General features: G+C 42.3%; 25 protein-coding genes and 2 pseudogenes. 21 read left to right on the top strand and 6 right to left on the bottom strand.

Annotation, left to right across the window (positions count from 1 at the left end; genetic code table 11):
- Positions 1–20: 20 nt before the first annotated feature.
- Positions 21–1,202 (bottom strand): IS701 family transposase, encoded by a 1,182-nt coding sequence (locus tag NSS60_RS12370; RefSeq protein WP_088223650.1) that lies wholly within the window; start codon positions 1,200–1,202, stop codon positions 21–23.
- Positions 1,203–1,510: 308 nt separating this feature from the next.
- Here NSS60_RS12370 and yhbH point away from each other — a divergent pair, with 308 nt between their 5' ends.
- Entirely contained in the window at positions 1,511–2,671 is a 1,161-nt protein-coding gene (gene yhbH / locus NSS60_RS12365) for a sporulation protein YhbH (RefSeq protein ID WP_004892258.1), read from the top strand.
- Between the two features lie 384 nt (positions 2,672–3,055).
- Here the strand turns inward: yhbH and NSS60_RS12360 are convergent, their stop codons facing one another.
- Both NSS60_RS12360 and NSS60_RS12355 read right to left on the bottom strand, forming a co-directional pair.
- A complete protein-coding gene (locus NSS60_RS12360) occupies positions 3,056–4,387 on the bottom strand; it encodes an IS4 family transposase (RefSeq protein WP_340720650.1) in 1,332 nt (443 codons plus the stop codon).
- Positions 4,388–4,476: 89 nt separating this feature from the next.
- Positions 4,477–5,771, bottom strand: a pseudogene (locus NSS60_RS12355) (IS1182 family transposase).
- Positions 5,772–5,939: 168 nt separating this feature from the next.
- Between NSS60_RS12355 and NSS60_RS12350 the strand changes: the two are divergent.
- From NSS60_RS12350 to iscB, 19 genes and pseudogenes are all read left to right on the top strand, one after another.
- Positions 5,940–6,563, top strand: coding sequence for a peptidoglycan-binding domain-containing protein (locus NSS60_RS12350; RefSeq protein ID WP_004892256.1), 624 nt, complete (start codon positions 5,940–5,942; stop codon positions 6,561–6,563).
- A 68-nt stretch (positions 6,564–6,631) separates the two neighbouring features.
- The gene (gene tnpC, locus NSS60_RS12345) at positions 6,632–8,080 is read left to right on the top strand and encodes an IS66 family transposase (RefSeq protein ID WP_088223283.1); all 1,449 of its coding nucleotides are present in this window, start codon (positions 6,632–6,634) and stop codon (positions 8,078–8,080) included.
- 119 nt (positions 8,081–8,199) lie between these two features.
- On the top strand, positions 8,200–8,529 hold the full coding sequence (locus tag NSS60_RS12340; protein WP_035018890.1) for a hypothetical protein: 330 nt from the start codon (positions 8,200–8,202) through the stop codon (positions 8,527–8,529).
- A 19-nt stretch (positions 8,530–8,548) separates the two neighbouring features.
- Positions 8,549–9,034, top strand: a complete 486-nt coding sequence (locus tag NSS60_RS12335) for a hypothetical protein (RefSeq protein WP_035018887.1) — start codon at positions 8,549–8,551, stop codon at positions 9,032–9,034.
- Positions 9,035–9,135: 101 nt separating this feature from the next.
- A complete protein-coding gene (tnpC, locus tag NSS60_RS12330) occupies positions 9,136–10,584 on the top strand; it encodes an IS66 family transposase (RefSeq protein ID WP_340720647.1) in 1,449 nt (482 codons plus the stop codon).
- A 297-nt stretch (positions 10,585–10,881) separates the two neighbouring features.
- Positions 10,882–12,048: an IS256 family transposase gene (locus NSS60_RS12325; RefSeq protein ID WP_340720588.1), complete on the top strand. Its 1,167-nt coding sequence runs from the start codon at positions 10,882–10,884 to the stop codon at positions 12,046–12,048.
- Positions 12,049–12,197: 149 nt separating this feature from the next.
- The gene (locus tag NSS60_RS12320) at positions 12,198–12,698 is read left to right on the top strand and encodes a hypothetical protein (protein WP_340720883.1); all 501 of its coding nucleotides are present in this window, start codon (positions 12,198–12,200) and stop codon (positions 12,696–12,698) included.
- A gap of 315 nt (positions 12,699–13,013) precedes the next feature.
- Positions 13,014–14,672 (top strand): IS1634 family transposase, encoded by a 1,659-nt coding sequence (locus NSS60_RS12315; protein ID WP_088223227.1) that lies wholly within the window; start codon positions 13,014–13,016, stop codon positions 14,670–14,672.
- A 170-nt stretch (positions 14,673–14,842) separates the two neighbouring features.
- Positions 14,843–14,989 (top strand): annotated as a pseudogene (locus NSS60_RS12310) (sporulation protein YhbH); the annotation flags it as partial.
- 146 nt (positions 14,990–15,135) lie between these two features.
- Entirely contained in the window at positions 15,136–15,450 is a 315-nt protein-coding gene (locus NSS60_RS12305) for a rhodanese-like domain-containing protein (RefSeq protein ID WP_004892241.1), read from the top strand.
- Positions 15,447–16,025: a sulfurtransferase TusA family protein gene (locus NSS60_RS12300; RefSeq protein WP_004892239.1), complete on the top strand. Its 579-nt coding sequence runs from the start codon at positions 15,447–15,449 to the stop codon at positions 16,023–16,025. Before NSS60_RS12305 ends, NSS60_RS12300 begins: the two co-directional genes overlap by 4 nt.
- Entirely contained in the window at positions 16,025–16,420 is a 396-nt protein-coding gene (locus NSS60_RS12295; protein ID WP_003399177.1) for a DsrE/DsrF/DrsH-like family protein, read from the top strand. The genes NSS60_RS12300 and NSS60_RS12295 overlap by 1 nt, the downstream gene beginning before the upstream one ends.
- Positions 16,421–16,432: 12 nt before the next feature.
- Positions 16,433–16,660 carry a sulfurtransferase TusA family protein gene (locus NSS60_RS12290; RefSeq protein ID WP_004892237.1) on the top strand — a complete coding sequence of 76 codons (228 nt, stop codon included), beginning with the start codon at positions 16,433–16,435 and terminating at the stop codon, positions 16,658–16,660.
- Positions 16,661–16,708: 48 nt separating this feature from the next.
- Entirely contained in the window at positions 16,709–17,485 is a 777-nt protein-coding gene (locus NSS60_RS12285) for a sulfite exporter TauE/SafE family protein (protein WP_004892235.1), read from the top strand.
- 82 nt (positions 17,486–17,567) lie between these two features.
- Entirely contained in the window at positions 17,568–17,801 is a 234-nt protein-coding gene (locus tag NSS60_RS12280; protein ID WP_004892233.1) for a glutaredoxin family protein, read from the top strand.
- A 52-nt stretch (positions 17,802–17,853) separates the two neighbouring features.
- Positions 17,854–18,987 (top strand): MBL fold metallo-hydrolase, encoded by a 1,134-nt coding sequence (locus NSS60_RS12275; RefSeq protein WP_004892231.1) that lies wholly within the window; start codon positions 17,854–17,856, stop codon positions 18,985–18,987.
- A 58-nt stretch (positions 18,988–19,045) separates the two neighbouring features.
- The gene (locus NSS60_RS12270; protein ID WP_003399194.1) at positions 19,046–19,525 is read left to right on the top strand and encodes a DsrE/DsrF/DrsH-like family protein; all 480 of its coding nucleotides are present in this window, start codon (positions 19,046–19,048) and stop codon (positions 19,523–19,525) included.
- A gap of 136 nt (positions 19,526–19,661) precedes the next feature.
- Positions 19,662–20,348 (top strand): zinc metallopeptidase, encoded by a 687-nt coding sequence (locus NSS60_RS12265; protein ID WP_004892229.1) that lies wholly within the window; start codon positions 19,662–19,664, stop codon positions 20,346–20,348.
- Between the two features lie 251 nt (positions 20,349–20,599).
- On the top strand, positions 20,600–21,880 hold the full coding sequence (gene iscB, locus NSS60_RS12260) for an RNA-guided endonuclease IscB (RefSeq protein ID WP_340720882.1): 1,281 nt from the start codon (positions 20,600–20,602) through the stop codon (positions 21,878–21,880).
- A gap of 124 nt (positions 21,881–22,004) precedes the next feature.
- Here the strand turns inward: iscB and NSS60_RS12255 are convergent, their stop codons facing one another.
- Positions 22,005–22,916, bottom strand: a complete 912-nt coding sequence (locus NSS60_RS12255; RefSeq protein ID WP_004892224.1) for an RluA family pseudouridine synthase — start codon at positions 22,914–22,916, stop codon at positions 22,005–22,007.
- A 105-nt stretch (positions 22,917–23,021) separates the two neighbouring features.
- On the opposite strand from NSS60_RS12255, the gene NSS60_RS12250 reads away from it, so the two are divergent.
- Positions 23,022–23,414: a YhcU family protein gene (locus NSS60_RS12250; protein ID WP_004892222.1), complete on the top strand. Its 393-nt coding sequence runs from the start codon at positions 23,022–23,024 to the stop codon at positions 23,412–23,414.
- 25 nt (positions 23,415–23,439) lie between these two features.
- On the opposite strand, the gene NSS60_RS12245 is transcribed toward NSS60_RS12250, so the two are convergent.
- Both NSS60_RS12245 and NSS60_RS12240 read right to left on the bottom strand, forming a co-directional pair.
- Positions 23,440–23,904 carry a thioredoxin family protein gene (locus NSS60_RS12245; RefSeq protein ID WP_004892220.1) on the bottom strand — a complete coding sequence of 155 codons (465 nt, stop codon included), beginning with the start codon at positions 23,902–23,904 and terminating at the stop codon, positions 23,440–23,442.
- Entirely contained in the window at positions 23,901–24,329 is a 429-nt protein-coding gene (locus tag NSS60_RS12240; protein ID WP_004892216.1) for a disulfide oxidoreductase, read from the bottom strand. The genes NSS60_RS12245 and NSS60_RS12240 overlap by 4 nt, the downstream gene beginning before the upstream one ends.
- Between the last annotated feature and the right edge of the window lies 1 nt (position 24,330).

The raw sequence follows: 24,330 nt of genomic DNA, 5'->3' as shown, positions 1-24,330 counted from the left end.
AGAGACAAACAGGGTACCCCTTATGCCACGTGGAGCTGTTTTTTCACGGTATCAATGGGAATATTTTGTTTCGCTGCACGGTAAATGAACTCCACGAGGCTATGTCCTTTTCTCTTGCGCAGGAGATCGAGCCCATCCGAAAAATCACTGTTCGACTCGAACATGCTGTACATATACGCAAGTTGCACCAAGATCCAATACCGTTTCACCGCCCGACGCCCGCGAACGCGGTATCCATCGAGTTTCAGCTGGTCTTTCGCTTGACGGAAAAAACATTCGATCGACCAACGTGCAGCATAGTAGCGCAAGATCTCTTCATCGCTTAGCTCGCGATCGGTGCTCAAGACGCAATGAAGATGTTTCGGCGTCATCGGCTGATCGGCTTTCCATGCGAGCAGCACCACGGCATCCTTGAGACCGTTCAGAGCACCTTCGTAGCGATACACCCGATAACGCTCTTTTCCCACCGTGACGAGGCGGGTATCCCGTGGCTCCATAGATTTGGCAAATTCCTTTGCTTGAATGGCCGTCCCTTTTGGATAGAGAATCCGATTCGTCTTCAGCATCGCGATGACGTGGAACCCTTTTTTCAAGCAGGCTCCCACGAGGGTTTTCGATGGATACCAAGAGTCCATGAGCACATAAACGGGGCGACTCACATCCAACGAAGAAAGCATCTCGATCGCGAGTTCCCCTTTGCTTTTCCCCGCCGTCTTGTCGTAGAGGCGAAAGGCAAAAGGAAACGCTTGGGTCATCGTATGAACCATGAGCCAAACGAGAGAATGTCCCCAGATCGACTTTTTCTCTGCGTGAGAATAGTGCCAATCACACCCTTGAATGGCGTGTGTTGCCCGTGACGAGGGCTTCGTTTTTTGGCAAATCGTATCATCGATCGAAACAAAAATGGGTTGATTCTCTCGTTTCGAGCTGCGTTCGACACGATGAAGCACCCACTGTTGGAGTTTGCGAAGCAGCGTCTCTTCCTCCCATGGGCTTTTCGTGAAAAAATGGCTCAGTGTCGTGCGATGGTTCGGATGAAAACTCCCATGATGTAGATCGGTCAGCGTTCCCGAAAAGCCCTTTGTAATCATCGCATCCACGATATGAACGAGATGCTTCATGACAGGTTTCGAGAAATAAAGGGCCAACCCCAACATCGTCAAAAACTTGTGGATTCCTTGGTGATGTGCTAATCTATTCATGAGACATGAACCTCCTTGTGAATGGTTTGTTGGCACATCTATTCTAACCAAGGAATCGGGTTCATGTCTTCTTTTTTGTTTGGTTGTAAATTTATGTTAGTAAATTTGCTCATCTACAGCATCGTATAAAACAGGCTTGTCCTTCAGAAAGGGATTTGAACAATTTTCGCAATCATTTGTCAATTTTTTTCGGTCGTCGCATAGGATAAAGTAACTAGCCATTCATTTATGATTTTTTATTAGCCAACATAGTGTATGCGAGGAAAAAGAATTTGTGCATGATTATTTCATATGTAGGAGGGGAAAAAATGAGTAGAAACTTCATTGTGTCAAAGGAAGATTGGTCCCTCCATCGAAAAGGCCACGATGATCAAAAACGGCACGAAGAAAAAGTGAAAGAGGCAATTAAAAATAATCTCGGTGACTTAATTACAGAAGAAAGCATCATTATGTCCAACGGTCGCGATGTCATTAAGATTCCGATTCGTTCGTTAGATGAATATAAAATTCGTTACAACTATGACAAAAATAAGCACGTCGGCCAAGGCGATGGGGACAGTCAAGTTGGTGATGTTATTGCGCGCGACGGTTCTGGTGACGGTCAAAAAGGACCCGGAAAAGGGCAAGGGGCAGGTGATTTGGCAGGGCAAGATTATTATGAAGCAGAAGTATCTCTAATGGAACTTGAAGAAGCGTTATTCAGTCAATTAGAACTTCCAGACTTAAGGAAAAAACAACACGCTGATCATGTTGTGCAACATATTGAGTTTAACGATATTCGCCGAACGGGATTGATGGGGAACATCGACAAGAAAAAAACAATGATGGCTGCGTTTAAACGAAATGCATTAAGTGGCAATCCGAGTTTTTATCCAATTTATCCCGAAGATTTAAAATTTAAAACGTGGAATGAAGTCATTAAGCCGGATTCGAAAGCGGTTGTCATCGCAATGATGGACACGAGCGGATCAATGGGCGTATGGGAAAAGTATATGGCTAGAAGCTTCTTCTTTTGGATGACGCGATTTTTACGGACGAAATACGAAACGGTCGATATTGTTTTTATCGCGCATCATACTGAAGCGAAAATTGTAACGGAAGAAGAATTTTTTACAAAAGGGGAAAGTGGCGGGACGATATGTTCATCAGCGTATCGAAAGGCACTTGAAGTCATTGAAACGACCTATTCACCGACGAAGTATAACATTTATCCATTTCACTTTTCCGATGGCGATAATTTAACGTCCGATAACGCCCGCTGTGTCAAGCTTGTGCAAGAATTAATGAAAGTATCGAATATGTTTGGATATGGAGAAGTGAATCAGTACAATCGTCACTCTACCCTTATGTCAGCATATAAACATATTAAGGATGAAAAATTCCGTTACTACATTTTAAAACAAAAATCAGACGTGTTACAGGCAATGAAAAGTTTCTTCCGAAAAGAAGAAAATAAGGCATTTGTATAATGGCACATCTTAAAATAGACGCGGTTTTCTATTCATGACGAGATCGGTTGAAAACTCAGTTCTATGGGTTAGGAAAATATCATGCAAAAGCCAGCCGTATAACCGGCTGGCTTCAGACTGTTGGCAAAATGGTTGTAAGGCAACTGCCTCACAACCATTTTGTTCTATTTTGATATTTGTTTTCCTCGATGAACCGACGAAAATAACGACATACATAAGTGAAAAAGAGGGGAGATGCCCCATACCCGTCAAGTTTAGTGTTAAGGGTCGTTGTGTCCATACGCAATGTTTGTGATCATTAGCTGAAGAAAAAGAATACCACATGTTTTAGGCATGCCAAATAACCCTCTTGGAGAGGGTTATTTGGCGTTTTTATGAATCTAATCAATAAATACCCAATTTAACCAAGAGATCCGATGCCGTTTCTTTTCCTTTCCTTCGATCCTTTCTTCCATGTTTTCTCAATAGAAGGAGGGGAGAAGAAAGGCTGATTTCTTCCTTGGATAGGCGCAAAAGCAGTTGTTGCCAATAGGATTGGAGAACATCTAGTGCTTTCCGTTCGCTGATTTGAATCCCTTCTGTTTGTTGCCAATACGTTCGAGCTTGAAACAGAAAGGTTTGAGTCACCAAAATGGCAATCAACGTCCCATATACATGGCATTCGAACCGTTCTTTCTTCATCTTCTTCACTTTCTCCAAATCAAAAACGGACTTCCACGCTTTAAACAGCAGTTCAATTTGCCACCGCAAAGAATAAAGCCCATAAACCTGTTGCCCATCAAACGACTCTTGTGGTAAATTAGTCAGTAAGATGTGGTATTTCTTTTGTTCGAGGGTTTGGCGTGTCAGCGCCTTCCCTTTTCTTTTTTCCCTTTTTCGCACATACGCCATCCGTTTTTGCCATTCTTCTTCCGTCAAACGTCGAAAAATCAAGCGTGGGATATACAAACGCTCATGCCCGATGTATACATGTTCCATTTCTACTGATTCCCCTTCCTTTAATTGATTCCCAAGAGATTCCCAATCCCATTCCTTCCACTGGCTATTCTCTTTGATATACACTTTCATATCGGAACGGAGCCGAGTAATATAATACGCTCCTCGGGCGTCGATCTCGGTTAGTGCGGCAACGGAGAAAAAGCCCAAATCCCGAATACATAGGTCATTCGGCAAAATCGTGTGCTGGGCATGATAGGCAAAACGGGCGTCCGAGTCATTGGCCGATTGAACGCATAGTTGAAGACAGGCACCAGACAACAAGTCATATTCAAACTGAATTTTCGCTCCTGATGAGACGGAACCTCGGTAGTCCTCCCCGTAGTCGGCAGGAACCAAAAAACTGGTCGAATCCAAAATCCGCAAGCGAGTAAAACACGTCCGGTAGGTTTGGATGGTGGACCAAAGCAATGGGCGTTGTCGTTGGAGGAGAAGGAAAAACACTTCTCGCAAAAACGCCACGGCTCGCTCGGTAAAGCGCTGATTCAATCCTTCGCTGGACAGGGAACAGTCATGGCGGAGCGTGAGAGACGTACATAACCGTTGGAGTGATTGTTGTGCCAGTGAGCCATCTCCCCATGCACAAAGAGTCAAAAATGCTTCTGCCGTTAATGCTCGTTTTCGTTGGATAAATCCTGTTTCTTGAGCAAGATGAGTCAATGTCTCAGGCGAGAAAAGTTGGCGGATGGTTTTCATCCATGCTTGCATTTGATTTTCCATAGAAAAAATCCTTTCTAACGAAGAGTATTCGCTAGAAAGGATACCATGTTTTTAACGGTGTACAAAGGCCCAAATGCTTAACTTGATGGCTATGGGGAGATGCCCATTCTCCATAGGCAGTTTGCTAATTTCTTTAAATTCATCGCAGCACAAACAAGCATCGCCTGCATCTGGTTTCTTTCCAATCCACGGTAATTCGTCCAGCGCAGACCATGCTTCCCTTTCAAATCTGCAAAATTTCGTTCGATTGTCTCTTTTCTCCGCTCATACAATTCTCGATGCTCCGGCACATATCGTAAGTGCTCGGCTTCTTCGTAGTAATCTTGCCAAACATGGCGTGTGACCACTTTCGTGTGGCTTTTGCTTTCTGTGCATTTTTCTAGATAAGGACACGTCTTGCACACAGATGGATTGGATTTATATTCCCGATAGCCTTCCCGATTCGTTGTTGAATAAGATAACACTTGGTTATTGGGACAAAGGTAACAGTCAAAATGTTCGTCATATGCAAATTCAGATTTCCGAAAGAACCCCTCTTTCGTCTTTGGACGCGTATATGGCCAAATCGGATCAATCCCTTGTTCTAATAGGTATTTCGCAATGGCTGGCGTCTTGTATCCTGCATCGATGCACAGCTTCACTTCCTTTTTGACTCGTTCAAACAGTTCAAAAAAGGCTTGACTATCATGCACGTTTGCCGCCGTGACATAGGATTGGAGGATCCAGCCATGGCGATCGCAAGCCGTGTGATAAGAGTAAGCAAATACTCGTTCGCGTTCATTTTTCACAAACATCCCACTCTCGGGATCCGTCTTACTGATCTTTACTTCTCGTTTTTTTTATCTGTTTCTGGCGGTAATGGAGATTTTCCGTGTGCGATCCGGTCTCGTTCAATCTCTTTTTCCAATTCCTCTTGATACGCTTTCGCTTCGACTTCTGCCACTTCGGTGTTGAATTTTCTTTTGTTTGCACTCGCCTTTACATGGGTAGAGTCAACAAATACGACACTTGGATCCACCAGCCCGTGTTGAAAGGCTTCTTCGAGAATTCTTGAAAAAATCTTTTGAAAGACGTCTGTACCTGCAAAACGTCGTGCATAATTTTTGCTTGGAGTCGAATGATGTGGGACAGGATCATGAAGACTCAACCCTAAAAACCACCGATATGCCACGTTGGTTCGAATTTGTTCCACCGTTTCACGCATCGAACGAATGCCGAAGATATAACGGATCAAGTACATTTTGAACAACACAACCGGATCAATACTTGGTCGTCCATGATCGGGTGAGTATGGGTCTTTGACAATGTCGTAAATAAAAGAGAAGTCAATCGCTTTTTCTAGCTTACGCACAAGGTGATCCTCAGGAACAAGGTCATCAATCAGTAGCTACACAATACTATACTCATCCTGCTCTACTTAAAGAATAGGCTTACTCCATGGGAACCCTGCCTTTTGGCAGGGGGTTTTTTTGTTTTTTGCGACATGTTTCGACATTTTTCATGATGGTTGTCTGATATGATAATAAACAAAAAATAACTAGGAGGATCAAAAATGTACGTTGTGGATAGTGTTGGTAGAGTCACTTATCCATCTAACTTTGCAAATAATTTATGGAGTGGGCAAACGCTAAAAAGAGGTGATCGAAATGATTATGTGAAAACGCTGCAATCTTGGCTTTACAAAGCCGGATTTAACCCTGGGGGAATTGATGGAGTTTATGGAGCAAATACAGAGAAGGCTGTGAAGGAATTTCAGAAGAAGGTGGGAATTACAGCCGATGGTATTGCAGGAAAGCAAACATATAATGCCTTGATTCAAATTAAAAATAATGATATCACAGGACAGAAAGATAGAGTGGAAATTTCTCAAGAATCTAGGCAACGTTTTGAGAATCAGTATAATATATATAATACATCAAAAACCTTGTTTACTAGTGCAACTAGTTGGACTAAATCAGCAGTTAGCTGGTTACAGAAAGCTGGAGAGTTTTTGCTTGATGCGGCTAAAGAAGGCCTCGATTTTTTAGTACTTGATGATATCCGTACGCTTTTTGATCCGAATTCAAGCAATCCCGAGAAAATTATCTCCCTCATAGGACTTTTTCCTGCAGGAAAAGTAGTGAAAGCGGGAAAGGTTTTTGATTTACTAAAAAGTAACTATTCAGCCACATCATAAAGTGAGCTGAATATTTTTTGCTTTTCCTGTCCATGATGTGAATATTGATAGACAAGGAGGTGAATCGCATGTTGACGGTACAACAAGCTGTATTTACAGTTGAAAGCTTAATCAGCAAAGTCCAACAACAAAAGCAGCTCATTACTCACCAACAACAAGTCATTGAGCAACTGTTGAAAGAAAACAAACAGCTACGCAAAGAAAATGAACAACTGAAGTACCGTGTTCAAGAGCTGGAAGCACGCACGAAAAAAAACAGCTCCAATAGCCATTTGCCCCCATCTTCTGACCGTTTTGCCAACACACGTTCTTCTCGTCAACCATCTGGCAACAAGCCAGGCGGACAAGAAGGACATCAAGGAACGACGCTCCGTCAAGTGGAACATCCACATCATCGTGTCGTCCACCGTGTGCATACGTGTCAAGGATGTGGGGTTTCTTTGCGTGACGTCAAACCGTTCAAAGTCGATATCCGTCAAGTGTTTGATGTCCCTCCTGTGGCGATCGAGGTGACACAACATGAACGTGAAGTGAAATCGTGTCCGCATTGTCGATGCGTGCAACAAGCCGAATTCCCATCCCATGTCACGAATCATGTGCAATACGGTCCACGCCTTACTGCGCTCGTTGTTTATTTACATCATATCCAATTGATCCCGTACAAGCGTTTAAGTGATACAATCGAAGCGTTATATCAACACTCGATTAGTACAGGAACCCTTGCCAATATGGTGAAACGAGGACGCGAAGCGCTGGAATCAAATATGGACATCATCGAAGACGCCTTACTTGAATCCAACATCCTGCATGTCGATGAAACGAGTTTGCGCATCAATGGGAAACTCGCATGGGTGCATGTCGCGTGTACATCGAGATATACATACTTGGCTTCTCACGCTTCTCGTGGAAAGAAAGCAACGGATGAGATCGGGATTCTTCCACAATACAAAGGGACGATGATGCACGATGGGTTCGGTACGTATCCGAAATACACACATGCCACCCATGCCCTTTGTCATGCCCACCATTTGCGTGAGTTAAAAGGATTCATCGAACAAGGGCATACGTGGGCGATGCGCATGACCACGTTTCTGTTAGCCGCCAAGCAAGCCGTCGAAGCCCATCACGGTGCACTTTCCGAAGAAGAAGCGAGACGGTGGGAACGAGTGTATGATCGCATCCTAGAAAGAGCACAACATCGATTGGAAACGATGACACCTCTTCCGAAAAAAGCACTCGCTTTTGTTCGACGGCTTCAGAAACGAAAGGAAGAAGCGTTGCGTTTCTTACGTGAAGTACATGTTCCCTTTGACAACAACCAAGCCGAACGCGATCTTCGCATGGTTAAAGTCAAAGAGAACATTTCGGGTACGTTTCGCGTAGAAACATTCGCCCAGTCTTTTTGTATCACAAGAAGCATCGTTTCCACACTGACGAAACACGAAAAAAACGTGTGGGATTCGTTATGTCTTCTGTTGACGGGTGACACGCTTGATCGCGTTCTTTCTACCACTTAGGGCATTTTCTATTACGGGGATGCCCTATTTGTGTTGCGCTTCTTTACATACTACTATCGGAGTGAATAGTTACACTAAAAAAATACGGTAAAGGTGAAATAGTAGATGTTGTAGCTGGAATGGGAAAGGTTTTAAAGTACAATAGCAGGGCTATTTTAATGGAAGGGAACTCGAAAGAAGGTTGGAAGCATATTGTTGATGGTCATGTAATTGGAAAGAAAGGAAAGACGTTATTTCCAAAGCATATGGGTGAAGGGGAAATTAAAAACTTAATAATGGAGAGTGTAGAAAAAGGAGGAATTCGGACAAAACATCCAGATGGGACAATGGAATATGTATATAATCCCAATAAATATGGTATTAGTGAAATGATTACCATTGTAAGTAAGGATGGAATCATTCGAACTTCCTATCCAACAAAAGGAATAAGTGTAGTTACGAAACAGTAAAAAACGAGGAGGATATATTATGGGTATCAAAATCTCATTAGAGGACTGGGAAGGAGATTGGAGAGAAACACTCAAAAGTGAAAATCTCAATAGTTTTTTTAGTTGTGAAATGTATATGACTGTTCATAACGGTATCGAACAAATGACGATCAATATTGCGACCCTCTATGGCACAGCTTTGCTAAGTATGGCTGTTGGTATTATGGAGATGATAGCCAACAAAGAGAATAAGCCGTTCCGCATCTCTGGATTTGGTTCTGTTTATGATTATTTTTTCATAGTGAAAGGACAACAAATCAAAATCGAAGCCGTAAATGTTACAAATGATGAGGTGGAATCCTTTCTTTTTTATGATAAAACAAAATTTGCTCATGATTTTGTGAAAGCGCTGAAAAACCATTTACAGGAGATTGCACAAATTAACATACGAATTAAGGAACAAGAAACATATAAGCTTCTAGAACAAAAAATGTATACTCTCAATTCCGTGCTTGAGAGTCATTAATAAGATTTTTGTAACTATTCAGCCACATCATAAAGTGAGCTGAATATTTTCTTCTTTCCTTGTCTATGATGTGAATACTGATAGACAAGGAGGTGAATCGCATGTTGACGGTACAACAAGCTGTATTTACAGTTGAAAGCTTAATCGGCAAAGTTCAACAACAAAAACAGCTCATTCATCAACTCGTTCAAGAAAATGAACATTTGCGTCACGAAAACAAACAACTACGCAAAGAAAATGAACAACTGAAGTACCGTGTTCAAGAGCTGGAAGCACGCACGAAAAAAAACAGCTCTAATAGCCATTTGCCCCCATCTTCTGACCGTTTTGCCAACACACGTTCTTCTCGTCAACCATCTGGCAACAAGCCAGGCGGACAAGAAGGACATCAAGGAACGACGCTCCGTCAAGTGGAACATCCACATCATCGTGTCGTCCACCGTGTGCATACGTGTCAAGGATGTGGGGTTTCTTTGCGTGACGTCAAACCGTTCAAAGTCGATATCCGTCAAGTGTTTGATGTCCCTCCTGTGGCGATCGAGGTGACACAACATGAACGTGAAGTGAAATCGTGTCCGCATTGTCGATGCGTGCAACAAGCCGAATTCCCATCCCATGTCACGAATCATGTGCAATACGGTCCACGCCTTACTGCGCTCGTTGTTTATTTACATCATATCCAATTGATCCCGTACAAGCGTTTAAGTGATACAATCGAAGCGTTATATCAACACTCGATTAGTACGGGAACTCTTGCCAATATGGTGAAACGAGGACGCGAAGCGCTGGAATCAAATATGGACGTCATCGAAGACGCCTTACTTGAATCCAACATCCTGCATGTCGATGAAACGAGTTTGCGCATCAATGGAAAACTCGCATGGGTGCATGTCGCGTGTACATCGAAATATACGTACTTGGCTCCTCACGTTTCTCATGGAAAGAAAGCGACCGATGACATCGGGATTCTTCCGCGATATCAAGGGACGATGATGCACGATGGGTTCGTTACGTATACGAAATACACACAAGCCATCCATGCCCTTTGTCACGCCCATCATTTGCGTGAATTGAAGGGTTTCATCGAACAAGGGCATATATGGGCATCGCGCATGACGACGTTTCTGTTAGCCGCCAAACAGGCCGTCGAAGCTCATCACGGTGCGCTTTCCGAAGAAGAAGCGAAACGATGGGAACGAGTGTATGATCGCATCCTAGAAAGAGCACAACACCGATTGGAAACGGCGACGCCTCTTCCGAAAAAAGCACTCGCTTTTGTTCGACGGCTTCAGAAACGAAAGGAAGAAGCGTTGCGTTTCTTACGTGAAGTGCATGTTCCCTTTGACAACAACCAAGCCGAACGCGATCTTCGCATGGTCAAAGTGAAAGAGAACATTTCGGGTACATTTCGCGAAGAAACATTCGCCCAGTCTTTTTGTATCACAAGAAGTATCGTTTCCACACTGACGAAACACGAAAAAAACGTGTGGGATTCGTTATGTCTTCTGTTGACAGGCGACACGCTCGATCGTGTTCTTTCTACCACTTAGGGCATTTTCTATTACGGGGATGCCCTATTTGTGTTGCGCTTCTTTACATACTACTATCGGGGTGAATAGTTACTATAATAGAAGTGGAGGGCACTCATTCTATTAATAGGGAGGTTAAAATCACTTGAAAAATAACTTACTTAAAAAATACCAACAATTAAATATGCCTCATAAGTTTTTAGTAACTGAGGGATGATGTATAAAATTTTGTGTAAAGCATTTTGCTAGACCAAAAGAAAAAAGGTAGGGTATTCTCTGATTGAACCCAAATATTCCAGAGAAAGGAGAACCCTACCTATGTCCAAAAGTATACCGAATGTCGACTGGGCAAATCAACTGGAAAGTGTCATTCGTCAGTTTGTAAAGGAAAAATTAGAACTGATCATGCGGGAAGAAATCAAACATTTCCTCGAAATCGAACAGGCCGGAACATCGAATATGAGAAACGGCTACTATCAACGAAATCTAGATACGCAATATGGCCGAATTGAAGGCCTTTTGGTCCCAAGGGATCGAAATGGGGAATTTCAAACGCAGCTGTTTGCCCCTTACCAACGTCATACTGGTTGGCTCGAGGAAGCCGTCATCAAAATGTATCAAAGTGGCATGAGTACGAGGGAAATTGGCAAGTTTATCGAACGAATTTTAGGAAATGCCTATTCTCCAACGACAATCAGTCGTATTACCGATGTAGTGAAGGAAGACATCGAGAAATGGCACAATCGTCCTCTACATCAGCGTTATTCGGTTTTATATTTGGATGGTTTATACGTAAAACTTCGTCGCGAAACCGTGGAGAAAGAAGTCATTTATGTGGTGTTAGGGGTGAACGAAGAAGGATATCGCGAAATTCTTGATTTCTTTGTGGGAGGACAAGAAAGCGCCTATGTATGGCAGGAAATCCTTCAACACCTCTATCAAAGAGGCGTCAAGGAAGTGCTTCTGGGCGTATTCGATGGACTACCGGGGTTGGAGGAAGCCTTTAAGGCGGTTTATCCGAAAGCCGATGTGCAGCGTTGTGTCGTTCACAAAGTCCGTAACACCCTCAGCCGTGTTCGAAAAAAAGATCAATTTGAAGTGGCAGAGGATCTCAAACTGATTTATCGCGCGCCGAATAAGGAGATGGCGTTACAAATGTTTCAACAGTTTGAGTCGAAATGGTCAAGCAAGTATCCGAGAGAAGTTCAATCTTGGGCCAATGAGTTGGATGTTCTCCTTACATTTATGGATTATCCAAGCAGTATTCGAAGTGTGATTTATACGACCAATGCCATCGAACGAACGATCAAGGAAATTCGGAAACGCCTAAAACCGATGAACAGTTTGAATAGTTTAGAAGCCGCTGAAAAAATCGTGTATTTGACCATTCAAGATTTTAATGAGAAATGGGCAGGGCGAAAGTTGCGAGGATTTGCCGAAGCGCATGAAGCCCTTCAACGAATGTTTGAAGAACGTTACAATTAACCAAATATTGTAAATAAACAAAATAAGGGGATTCTCCCTTTCCACACAAGAGACTGAATATTCAGTCTCTTGTGTGGAGGAAACCAGTCTCCCCTCTATTCTAAATCTATTTCAGAGATACCCTATCTATTTTACATTACACAAAATTCTTGACGGTACCAACTGAGGTAGACAATATATTAAAAAAGAAATATAAAGCGGTTGAAGTTCCTGTCAATGAGTTTATAGAGTTTAAAAAAGATCCTTTTGTTGATTATTCAACATTTGTGAAAAGTTACTTTATTCAAAATGAGGAGATTTTGAATAGTTTGTATAGTGAGAAAGAGAAAGCGGACATTGATAGAATGAGAGAGTGTATTCAAGAGATGAGGGCGGCTGGTGAACTTCTTCTTCCGCAACCGAGTGATGAAGATTATGATTTGCAGGTTAGATATACTAATTTTGCAGAGGGAAGACTAATAGCAGTTATTTTAGAAAGTATAGATAGACAATATGTCAGTGGTTTTCAAATGCAAGGTGCAATGTGTGAGAAATTATATCATGAACTAAAGGTATTTAAAGGAATTGATCCAGCAGATTGTGTAGAAGGGAACCCTATTTTGGATGAGTATTTGGAAGCTTTGGTGAAAGCAGGTTATTTACAGGAATAAAAAATGGTAAGAAACTTCGCTCATCTAGAAAAATTACGAAGAGCAGGTTATATTACATGGGAACTCGGTAAACCAAGAACACTAAGAATCTTAAAATTACAAGGCATCAATTAATATGATGCCTTTTTTAAATGCTTCCTAAAGATCAATCTGTATTACAGTAGAGGATACATCTCCCACAGTGTATAATATTTATTAGATATTATAAATTAAACCTCACATTTCGCACCCTCTCGACAAAAATCGGGAGGATTTTTTTATCTTCCTGTCGAATAAAACCTTGTAATACAAGGAAAGCAAAGGAGTTTGCTCATCATGGACGTTCAAATTCGGGCCATTTATGAAAGTTCTTATTTGAATATAATAAGCGCCCTGTTCAAAGATCTTGACCTTCCTCAGTTGATTGATCGTCTCGTTCCCGTGGATCCGCAATGCCAAACTCGAGCCAGCGATATCGTCAAACTAATCGTTCTGGATATCTTGAGCGGCCGGCAAGCGCTCGTTCATTTGGAACAATGGGCGCATGACATCGATTTGCCGAAGCTGATTCGGCCAGGGCTGGAGCCGTCTTGGTTCAACGACGATGCCATCGCGCGTCATTTGGATCGCCTGTATGAGGCGAATATCCATCAAGTCCTTTCGTCTTGCCTCGTGCAGATCTACAAGAAAGAAGGCCTCTCTCTTCGCGTCTTCCACGCCGATACGACGGACAAGACCGTTTATGGCGCGTATGAATCGGCCTCGCCGGATGCCTTGCAGATTACGCATGGCTACAACCGGCATCATCGTTGGCAAAAGCAGATCGGATTTGGGCTGATTGGCAACGAGGATGGCATCCCGTTTTATGGCGATGTACACGACGGCAACCTGCCGGATAAGACGTGGAATCCCGAGGTGTTGTCCCGTGTGCAGAAACAGCTGAAGCAGGCGAAGATCGAAGATGAATGGATTTATGTTGCCGATTCTGCCGCCATGACGAAAGACACACTGGCGCAAACGAAGGCCGCCAACGCCTTTTTGATCACAAGAGGCCCTTCTTCGCTCCGGATCGTCAAAACCGCGCTGGCTAAAGCTGATGCCCAAGACACGCCGTGGAGCGATCCGTTCTCCTTAGCGGAGAAAAACGGAGCCACCTACCGGGTGTGGGAAACGACATCGACGTACGAAGGTCATTCGGTCCGGTTGATCGTCGTTGAATCCAGCGCGCTCGACCAACGAAAAGGAAAGACGCTCGAAAAAGAGCGAAACCAAGAAGCAGAGCTTCTTCGGCAGAAACAAACCCAGTGGGAAAGCCGTCTGTTTTCGTGCCGGGAAGACGCCGAACAAGCCCTAGCGTCTCTAAAGGCGTCCCTTCGTCTCCGGTTCCATCGCGTCGAGGCGTCGGTCGAAGCGATCGTGCGTCCGAAAAAACGGCGCGGACGTCCGAAAAAAGGGGCGGAACCGGACATGGAAACGCTGTACGCCCTTCGCTTGAACGTGGAATTCGACCAAGATGCGTGGGAACAGGCGAGACGGAAAGCGTCCCGGTTTGTCCTTGTCACGACAGTTCCGGAGGAATGGAAAGGTCAACCGATGGATGCGAAAGAGATCTTGAAGTTGTATAAAGGCCAAATCTCGGTGGAAATGAACTTCTCTTTCTTGAAAGACCCGTTCTTTACGGATGAGATTTACGTAAAAAAACCGGAACGGGTCGCGGTATTGGGCTATTTGTTTCTGTTGGCCTTGGCGATTTACCGCGTCTTCCAGCGCCGGGTGCGTCAGTTCATCACCCCGGAACACCCATTAAAGGGCGCGGGAGGCCGGAAACTGACCCGACCGACCGGACAAGCGATTTTTCAATTGTTTTGGTATGTCAGAGTCGTCCTGTTGGAACTGCCGGATGGACGAATTCAACGCGCGTTAGGTCAACCGCTCACGTACGAGCAGCGAAGGATTCTGCAAGGATTAGGGATGGACGAGAGCATTTACGTCTAATGGGATAAAGAACGACCAACGATGGTAAAAAAAGGATACCATCGCTTTTGGTGTTGGTTTAAAAGTTATTCTAAAAAACTGAATAAAAAATCCTTTTGTTCCGCCCTACCAAGGTGCGAAATATGAGTTAAACTTTAATACGCAGAAGTGTACAGCGTTTATAGTTGTATCAGTACAATCGGCATTCGACTCTCATGTCCGCATATAAGCATATTAAAGATGAAAAGTTTCGCTACTACATTTTGAAACAAAAGTCGGATGTGTTACAGGCAATGAGGTCGTTTTTCCGGAAAGAAGAATTGAAAACACTCGTTTAAATCCTTGTGTCATGCAAGGTTTTTTTTTGGAGAAAAAACAGTTGACAAACGGGTGGGGGTTTTTGTAATATACTCATAGAGGTAATGGTAATAAATTATTTTTTTGAGATTAAAAATACCCTTATGAGTATAGAGAGGTGATAAAAATGAAGCATATATTGCCACAGGAAGTAGATCAACAGTTAAAAGAAGGGCGTGCGCTAAGCATTATTGATGTCCGCGAGGATGAAGAAGTGGCTCAAGGGAAAATTCCTGGTGCTTGTCACATCCCGCTCGGTCAATTACTTGAGCGGATGAACGAAGTGAATAAAGATCAAGAACATATTCTTGTCTGCCGCTCAGGAAATCGAAGCGGTATGGCTTGCCAATTGTTAGAGAGTTACGGATACCGCGTCGTAAATATGACGGGCGGGATGCTCGAATGGACAGGAGAAGTTGAAAAAGGGGAGGGAGTAAAGTGACAATTCACGTAGATTATGTCGTTGATGCGCGTGGACTAGCGTGTCCGATGCCGATTGTTCGTACGAAAAAGGCGATGGAGCAATTACAACCTGGTCAAGTGCTTGAGGTGCAAGCAACGGATAAAGGATCGCTTGCCGATATTCAAGGTTGGGCAAAAAATACAGGCCATCAATACATCGGAACGATCGAAGAAGGGGAGGTATTGAAGCATTACCTTCGTAAGGCGAATCCTACCGAAGTGAAAGTAGAAACAAAATACCCTCATGTCGTCGCTTTAGATGAATTGCAAAGAAAAGTAGAAAACAATGAACAACCGTTTATTTTAGATGTGCGTGAAGAAGCAGAATATGCGTTTGGTCATATACCAGGGGCGTATCATATTCCGCTTGGACAATTAGAAATACGTATGAATGAATTAAACAAAAATGAGACGATTTACGTCATTTGTCGAACAGGCAATCGCAGTGACCTTGCAGCCCAACAATTAGCTGAAAAAGGATTTGCGCATGTATTTAATGTCATTCCAGGTATGACAGAATGGAAAGGAACAATGGTTAAAGGGGGAAATGAATAATGAAAAAACGTGTAGCAATTATTGCAGCAAACGGCGGTTTATTTGATGCATATAAAGTATTTAACATTGCAACAGCAGCTGCGGCAACAGAAGCGGAAGTAGCGATTTTCTTTACGTTTGAAGGACTGAATTTAATTCATAAGGAAGCGTATAAACAACTGCCGTTGCCAGAAGGAAAAGAACAAATTCAACAAGGATTTGCACAAGCGAACGTCCCATCCATTCCAGAACTTGTGGGAATGGCGCAAGAAATGGGCGTGAAGTTTATCGCATGCCAAATGACGATGGATGTTATGGGATTAACAAAAGAACATTTTGTAGACGGCATTGATGTTGGTGGAGCCGTTACATTCCTTGATTTTGCGAAAGACGCTGACATTACATTGACATTTTAAGGAGGGAAAAACATGAAAGCGGATCTTGTTGTTGATGCAAAAGGGTTAGCGTGTCCAATGCCGATTGTTCGGACAAAAAAAGCGATGGATACGTTACAATCAGGTCAAGTGCTAGAAATTCATGTCACGGATAAAGGAGCAAAAAACGATTTATCTGCATGGGCGAAATCGGCTGGTCATGAGGTGATCGACATGATTGAAGAAGGAGATGTACTAAAATTTTGGGTTCGTAAAGCGTAGTGAACATCGGGAATGTTTCCCGATGTTCAATGTAAGGAGTGAGCTAGCATGAGCATAGGTTTTATCGTGACGATTTTTCTCATCGGCTTCATCGGTTCGTTCATTTCCGGCATGGTTGGGATTGGTGGTTCAATTATTAAATATCCGATGTTGCTATATATCCCTCCATTGTTAGGCTATGCGGCATTCAGCGCACATGAAGTATCAGGTATTAGCGCCATTCAAGTATTATTTGCGACGATTGGCGGTGTTTGGGCGTACCGTAAAGGTGGGTATTTAAACAAGACGTTAATTATTTACATGGGAACGAGCATTTTGATCGGTAGTTTCATTGGCGGTTACGGCTCGAAATTAATGAGCGAAGGCGGCATCAATATCGTTTATGCGGTGTTAGCTACTATCGCGGCAATGATGATGTTCGTTCCGAAAAAAGGAATTGACAACATTTCACTTGATCAAGTAACATTCAACAAATGGCTTGCTGCGGCATTAGCATTCATTGTCGGTGTGAGCGCTGGAATTGTTGGTGCTGCTGGTGCGTTTATTCTCGTACCAATTATGCTCGTCGTATTAAAAATTCCAACGCGCATGACAATTGCGACTTCACTAGCTATTACGTTTATTTCATCGATTGGGGCAACAGTAGGAAAAATTACGACAGGTCAATTTGATTTTTGGACGGCGTTCATTATGGTTGTTGCAAGTTTAATTGCTTCCCCGATTGGAGCGAACGTTGGTAAAAAGGTAAATACAAAAATATTACAGTTTATTTTATCAGCACTTATCGTAGCAACAGCTATTAAAATTTGGTTGGATATTTTGTAAAAAATGTTGAAAAGTTCATCCTTCATGTTATAATACTAGTAGGGGTATATAGAATACCGTAACACAAAGGAGGAGTAGTGAGATGAAACAAGTAACTGTATATACAACAACAACATGTCCATATTGTACATTATTGAAAAACTTTTTAGCTGAACGCGGCATCCCATTTAAAGAAGTGAATTTGCATCAACATCCTGAGGCTATTGATTATGTTGTTCGCTCAACTGGACAAATGGGTGTGCCACAAACTGAAATTAATGGACGTTGGGTGATTGGATTTGATCCGCAACGCATTATGCAATTGTTACAACAATAATTTTTTATCTATAAAAATACCCTATAAGGTATAAAAGAGAGGTGGAGAGTATATGGCAGTACATGCATTAACGGCACAGCAAATAAACGAGATGATTGTAAATAAAGAACCGTTTTTCTTATTTGATGTTCGCAATGAGTCAGACTTTGCGGATTGGAAAATTGAAGGGGAACAAATTGAATATTTAAATATCCCTTATTTTGAACTCATTGATGGTGTGGAGCCTGTGTTAGAGCGTTTACCGAAAGATAAAAAAATCGTCGTCGTTTGTGCAAAAGAAGGGTCTTCTATGATGGTTGCGGAAATGCTCGCCGAAAAAGGATTAGAAGTATTTTATTTAAAAGGCGGCATGAAAGCATGGAGTGAATATTTATATCCGGTTGTCGTATATCAAAATGAAGATATGAAAGTATATCAATTCATCCGAGTCGGCAAAGGTTGTCTTTCTTACATGGTCGTATCAGGAAAAGAAGCTCTTATCATTGACCCTTCTCGTTTTATCGATGTGTATAAACAAGTGGCAGAAAAAGAAAATGTAACGATTACTCATATCGTTGACTCGCATCTGCATGCAGACCATATTTCAGGCGGATATGAATTGGCGAAACAAACAGGAGCAAAGTACTACTTAATGAAAAGTGAAGGAGCCGTATTTGAATTCGAGCCGCTTGAAAACCATGATCGCATTGAATTTGAAAAAGTCAGCTTAGAAGTATTAGCGATTAAAACACCAGGTCATACTCCGGGAAGTGTATCGTTCTTCGTAAACAATAAATTGTTATTCTCAGGCGATACCATTTTCGTCAGCGGTCTTGGTCGACCAGACCTTGGTGGAAAAGCGCGCGAGTGGGCAAAAGACTTATACGACACAGTATATAACAAAGTCGCACAAATTGCAGATGATGTCATTGTCCTGCCAGCACACTATGCAAACTTCGATCAAGAAGTGAATGAGCAAGGATATATTGGCAATACGTTAGGAAACATTCGTCAAATGAATGAAATTATGCAAGGGAAAACGAAAGAGGAGTTCGTTGAACATGTGGCACAATCGGCATCTTCTGAAACACCGCCAAACTTTGAAGACATTATTGCTATTAACCGTGGCGTAAAAGATGCTACACAAGAGCAACAACAAGAACTTGAAATTGGTCCAAACCGTTGTGCTGTTCACCATACACACTAAAACAAAATACCCCAATTTGTTGGGGTATTTTGTTTCTAGAATGAAAGGAGATGAACAAATGGAAAAGAAGGAGAAAACAACAATTATTTTATTTAGTGGTGATTTAGATAAAGCGATGGCAGCGTTTATTATTGCCAACGGTGCTGCGGCTTATGATCATGATGTGACGATTTTCTTTACCTTTTGGGGATTAAATACGTTACGAAAAGAAGAAAGCGTGTCTGTAAAAAAAGGATGGCTTGAAAAAATGTTTGGCTGGATGATGCCAAAAGGAGCGAATCGACTAGGATTATCGAAAATGAACATGGGCGGACTCGGTCCAAAAATGATTAAACATGTGATGAAAAAACATAACGCGATGACGCTTCCGCAATTAATTGAAATGGCACAAGAGCAAGGAGTGAAACTTGTCGCTTGCACGATGACAATGGATTTATTAGGCATTAAGAAAGAAGAATTAATTGATGGTGTTGAACTTGGAGGGGTCGCTGCTTATTTAGGAGATGCGACAGAAGGAAAAGTAAATTTATTTATTTAACCTCGCTTATGGTGAGGTTTTTTTTCGGTTTTATGAAACTTTTTGGACACAATAGTCGTATATAACATATGTAAAGGGTATTCTCTTTCATTTTCGATCATTTTTCACTAAAATAAATGTATGGAGGGATGATGTGATGTTTTTTCATCCAATGGATTTTCTCATTTTAATTGCCTTCGGGGTATCGATTTGGGCGCAATTCAAAGTAAGAGGAAACTTTAGCAAATGGTCGGATGTTCCAGCTTCATCTGGTTTAACAGGAGCGGAAGTTGCGCGACTCATTTTAGACAGAAATGGGTTATATGATGTGCCAGTTGAGCTTGTTCCAGGCACATTAACGGATCACTACGATCCAATTGCGCGTGCGGTTCGTTTATCAGAGCCTGTGTACTACGGTCGTTCGATTGCTGCTGTATCGGTGGCTGCCCATGAAGTTGGCCACGCAGTGCAACATCAACAAGCGTATGGTGCGCTCGTTTTACGGCACCGTATGTTCCCGCTCGTGAATTTTACATCAGGAATTGCTCCATTCCTTCTTCTTGGCGGGTTTTTGATGCAACAATTTTCGTTAATTGGTTTAGGGATCATTTTATTCTCGTTTGCCGTTGCATTCCAAGTTATTACATTGCCAGTTGAGTTTAATGCAAGCTCACGCGCCAAAGACTTTATGATTGCGGAAGGTATTATTCGCAATGAAGAAGAACGTGGAGTCAGTAAAGTATTAAACGCCGCAGCGTTAACATATGTTGCTGCAGCGCTTATTTCGGTGTTAGAATTAATTAAGTATGTGCTTATTTTTGTACAAGGAAACGATGAAGATTAATCAATAGGAGGTCAACAACCCAACGGTTAAAGCCGTGGGCTTGTAAGCCCCGTGTTGACTAGACCAAGGCTTGAAACAGAGCCTACGTTATAGATGTCATGACACGGTGGGGTGCTTCTCCAGCCCTACCCTCTGTCGTGCAAGATTAAACAAGCGTGGTGGGTAGCGCTAGTGTCTTGCATATAACAAGCATCTATAACATGGTCGAGGAGAATATGACCTGCTTTATGCAGAGGAAAGGGGAGAACCCTATGGTTTTTGTATTAGATACAAATAAGCGTCCACTCGCCCCTTGTCATGAGGCGGTCGCAAGAAAGTTATTAAAGCAAGGAAAAGCAGCGATCTACAAACGCTATCCATTTACGATTATTTTAAAAGAAATTGTCGATAATTTTCGACCGAAAACACCGTATCGGCTCAAAATCGATTACGGAAGTAAACACACAGGACTTGCGATTGTGCGAGGACGAGAAGTGGTATGGTTAGGGCAACTTGACCATCGCACAGACATCAAAGAGCGATTAGACAAAAGACGGGCGTTTCGTCGTGCAAGAAGAAAGCGAAAAACTCGATACAGAAAACCACGTTTTCTTAATCGTAGGAGAAAAGACGGGTGGTTGCCACCATCGTTAGAGAGTCGTGTGCAAAATATTCAAACATGGGTGGAGCGTTTAAGGAAGATATGTCCGATTGAGCATATATCGTACGAGAACGCAAAGTTTGACACGCAACTCATGCGAAATCCTGAAATCAATGGTGTAGAGTATCAACAAGGTACGCTACAAGGATATGAAGTACGGGAGTATTTGCTCGAAAAGTTTGGACGAAAATGCTGTTATTGTGGAAAAGAAGGCGTTCCGCTTGAAATCGAGCATATCATTCCAAAATCGAGAGGTGGAACAGATCGAGTGGATAACCTATGTCTTGCCTGTCATGACTGTAATCAGCGCAAAGGAAGTAAGACAGCAGAAGAATTCGGGTATCCACATATTCAAGAAATGGTCAAAAAAACGCTAAAAGACGCAAGTGTAGTGAATGCCACTCGATGGAAAGTGTATGAAGTGTTAAAACAAAGCGGATGCGAAGTAGAGTGTGGAACAGGCGCACGAACGAAAATGAATCGAATACGATTAGGACTACCGAAAATTCACTATTTTGATGCTTGTTGTGTAGGCGAAAGCACGCCACTCCAATTGCATTTCAAAACAAAAGAAGCATTATTTATCAAGGCAAAAGGACGCGGAAGTCGCTCTCGTACAAATCTTGATAAGTATGGCTTTCCAAGAGGATTTTTGGCAAGACAAAAATACTTCTTTTGCTTCCAAACAGGCGACATAGTCAAAGCCAATGTACCAAAAGGGAAATATCAAGGCGTTTGGTTTGGCGAAGTCGCATGTAGGAAAAATGGAAGTTTTGATATGAAAGACAAAGACGGAAAACGAATCGCACAAGGAATCAGCTACAAATATTTTAATATCATTCAGCGATTCGACGGATACACATATCGAAGGGAGGGAATGAACATTGCGTAAGGCGCAATTCCTCCCCGTGCCTTAAGGCAGGGGCTTCCTTGCGCAAGTGTTCGTGAAAAAAATTGAAGTGACACGTCTTCCCCATAACGTAGATGTAGTGACAGATATGAATGAAGAGGCAGCGTTATAATAACGTGCCTCTTTTTATGTGACCGAAAGTGGTTTCATCAGGCAAAGCGGAACAAGTGATACGTTCCCCAGTAAACGGATGTAGGAACGATAAAGAGAACGCATGTAACGCTTGTCGATCGATCCACGGTTTTCCTCCATATAACGTATCACCAACTAATGGATGGCCAATATAGCTCATGTGGACACGAATTTGGTGCGTTCGTCCTGTATCAAGCGTGAGACGAACAAGTGATACGTGCTTTTGTTTGTCATATTGGAGACGTTCATAGTGCGTGATAGCTGTATCTCCTGTTTTTGATACGCGGCGTCTTGTTGGATGATGGCGATCACGGCCGATCGGTGCTTCGATCGTTCCCTTTTTTTGTTTGACATATCCGTGAACAAGTGCAATATATGTGCGATGAATCGTTCGTTTCGCTAAATATTGATCCAGAATAGCCCCAGCCAGTGCATGCTTGGCGAATAAAATAACGCCGCTTGTATCGCGATCGAGTCGATGAATATGACGAACTTTACTATAAATGCCTTCACATTGAAAGTGGAAGGCTACAGCGTTTGCTAACGTATTTGTTTGACTCGGTTGCGTCGGATGGACGTCTATATGCGCTCGTTTGTTAACGACGAGCACATGATCGTCTTCAAATACAATATGAAGCGGGAGCGGTGTTGGAGTCGGTTCAATCGTTTCTTCTTTCATATGAATGCGAATGCGATCATGCGGTGAAATGATTGTTCGAAAAGAAACGATTTTGTCATTTATAGCCACTGCCTTTGTCATTCGCCATTCATGCAACATCTTTTTCGGAACGAACCATTTCGTTTGAAATGCTTGTTCGAGCGATAAACCGCTCCATGATTTTGGCGCTTCAAACAGAAGCCAATTTCCTTTCTTTTGCACATTCATTCGTCTCACTCTTTCTGTACAATAAATTACCAACACCATAAAGTGCGTTGATATGTTACAATTTCGTTATACATTAGGAAGTGAAATGGAATAAGGTGAGGCCAATTGAAAACCGTCTATGCTGCTACGGAAGAACAAAAGCAATATATTCATTCGCTTATTGAACAGTTTTATACATGTATTTTTCCAAAATATTTTACAGACGATGAAATTGAAACGTTTCAATCGCTCGGTGTATTACAATTTGAAGCGTCCACATATGACGGAACGTTGAAAGAGGCATTTACGATTATTTCTGCATTGCAATCACTACAAGCCATCATTGAGTTTGTTTCGTTCCATCATCGTTCCGCCCATTATGAACAGCTGTTTCAGCGAAATATTGAGCAGCTAGAACAGCATGGGATTAGTTTTCCACTCACTCTTGAACATTTTTTGCATCAAAGAGATGAGTATGTAAGCATGTATATGAAGCCTATTCATGCTTGGGTGATGTAAAAAAAGCCTTCGTGATGAAGGCTTTTTATTCCATTTGTTCAAACCATTTTCGAAATACGTCTTCCTCGTAATATCCTTCAATACGCGCGACTTCTTGTCCATTTTTAAAGTGAACAATGGTCGGTGTTGCCTCGATATGATACTCATCCCAACCTTCTTCAAATTCAAGCAGGTTAAATTGCTTCAAGTCGATTCCCATTTCTTTCGCTAATGGTACGACGATTGGTGTCGTTTTTTTACAAAACTCACATGTTGAACTGTAAAAATAAATCGTCATCGTTTCTTTATTGTTTAATGCTTCTCTTAATTCATCAGGCAAAATAATGTTTTTGTAATTCGGATCATCGAGAAGATCGATCGTGGCAGGATGTAGCTCTTCTTTCCCGAACGGGTTCCCTTCTGCTTTTTGTTTTTGGGTATATGATGTAATCCAAGCTAGCGCCCCGAATAAAATGATAATGATCCCACCGAAAATAAGCAACTTTTTCATATGTATTTCCCTTCTTTCTCCATTTGAATTACTCGGTAACTAATTACACTAATGGAAATAAAGGCAATCAATGCTAGTAGTGGGATGGTAATAAACCCAAGCCAGTTTAAATAATCTCCTGTGCAAGGCACAATGCTACATGATGGAGCGGTATTACGGAAAAATGGAACTTTTTGAATGAAATAATGGTATAAAGAAATCGTTCCACCGATGATGGACAACATCAGTGTATAACGTGCGATAATAAATTGTTTTCGTACGAAAGCCATACCGAGCAAAAATACTTGTGGATACATAAAAATACGCTGGTACCAACAAAGTTCACACGGAATAAATTTTAGTACCTCGGAAAAGTAAAGGCTGCCAAGTGTAGCGACCAGCGCGACGCTCCAAGCGGCTAATAAGTAATTTTCTTTATGCATCATC

Source organism: Anoxybacillus sp. FSL W8-0382, assembly GCF_038003845.1.
GTDB classification, from domain to species: domain Bacteria; phylum Bacillota; class Bacilli; order Bacillales; family Anoxybacillaceae; genus Anoxybacillus; species Anoxybacillus flavithermus_G.
This window is presented reverse-complemented; position numbering and strand designations above follow the sequence as displayed.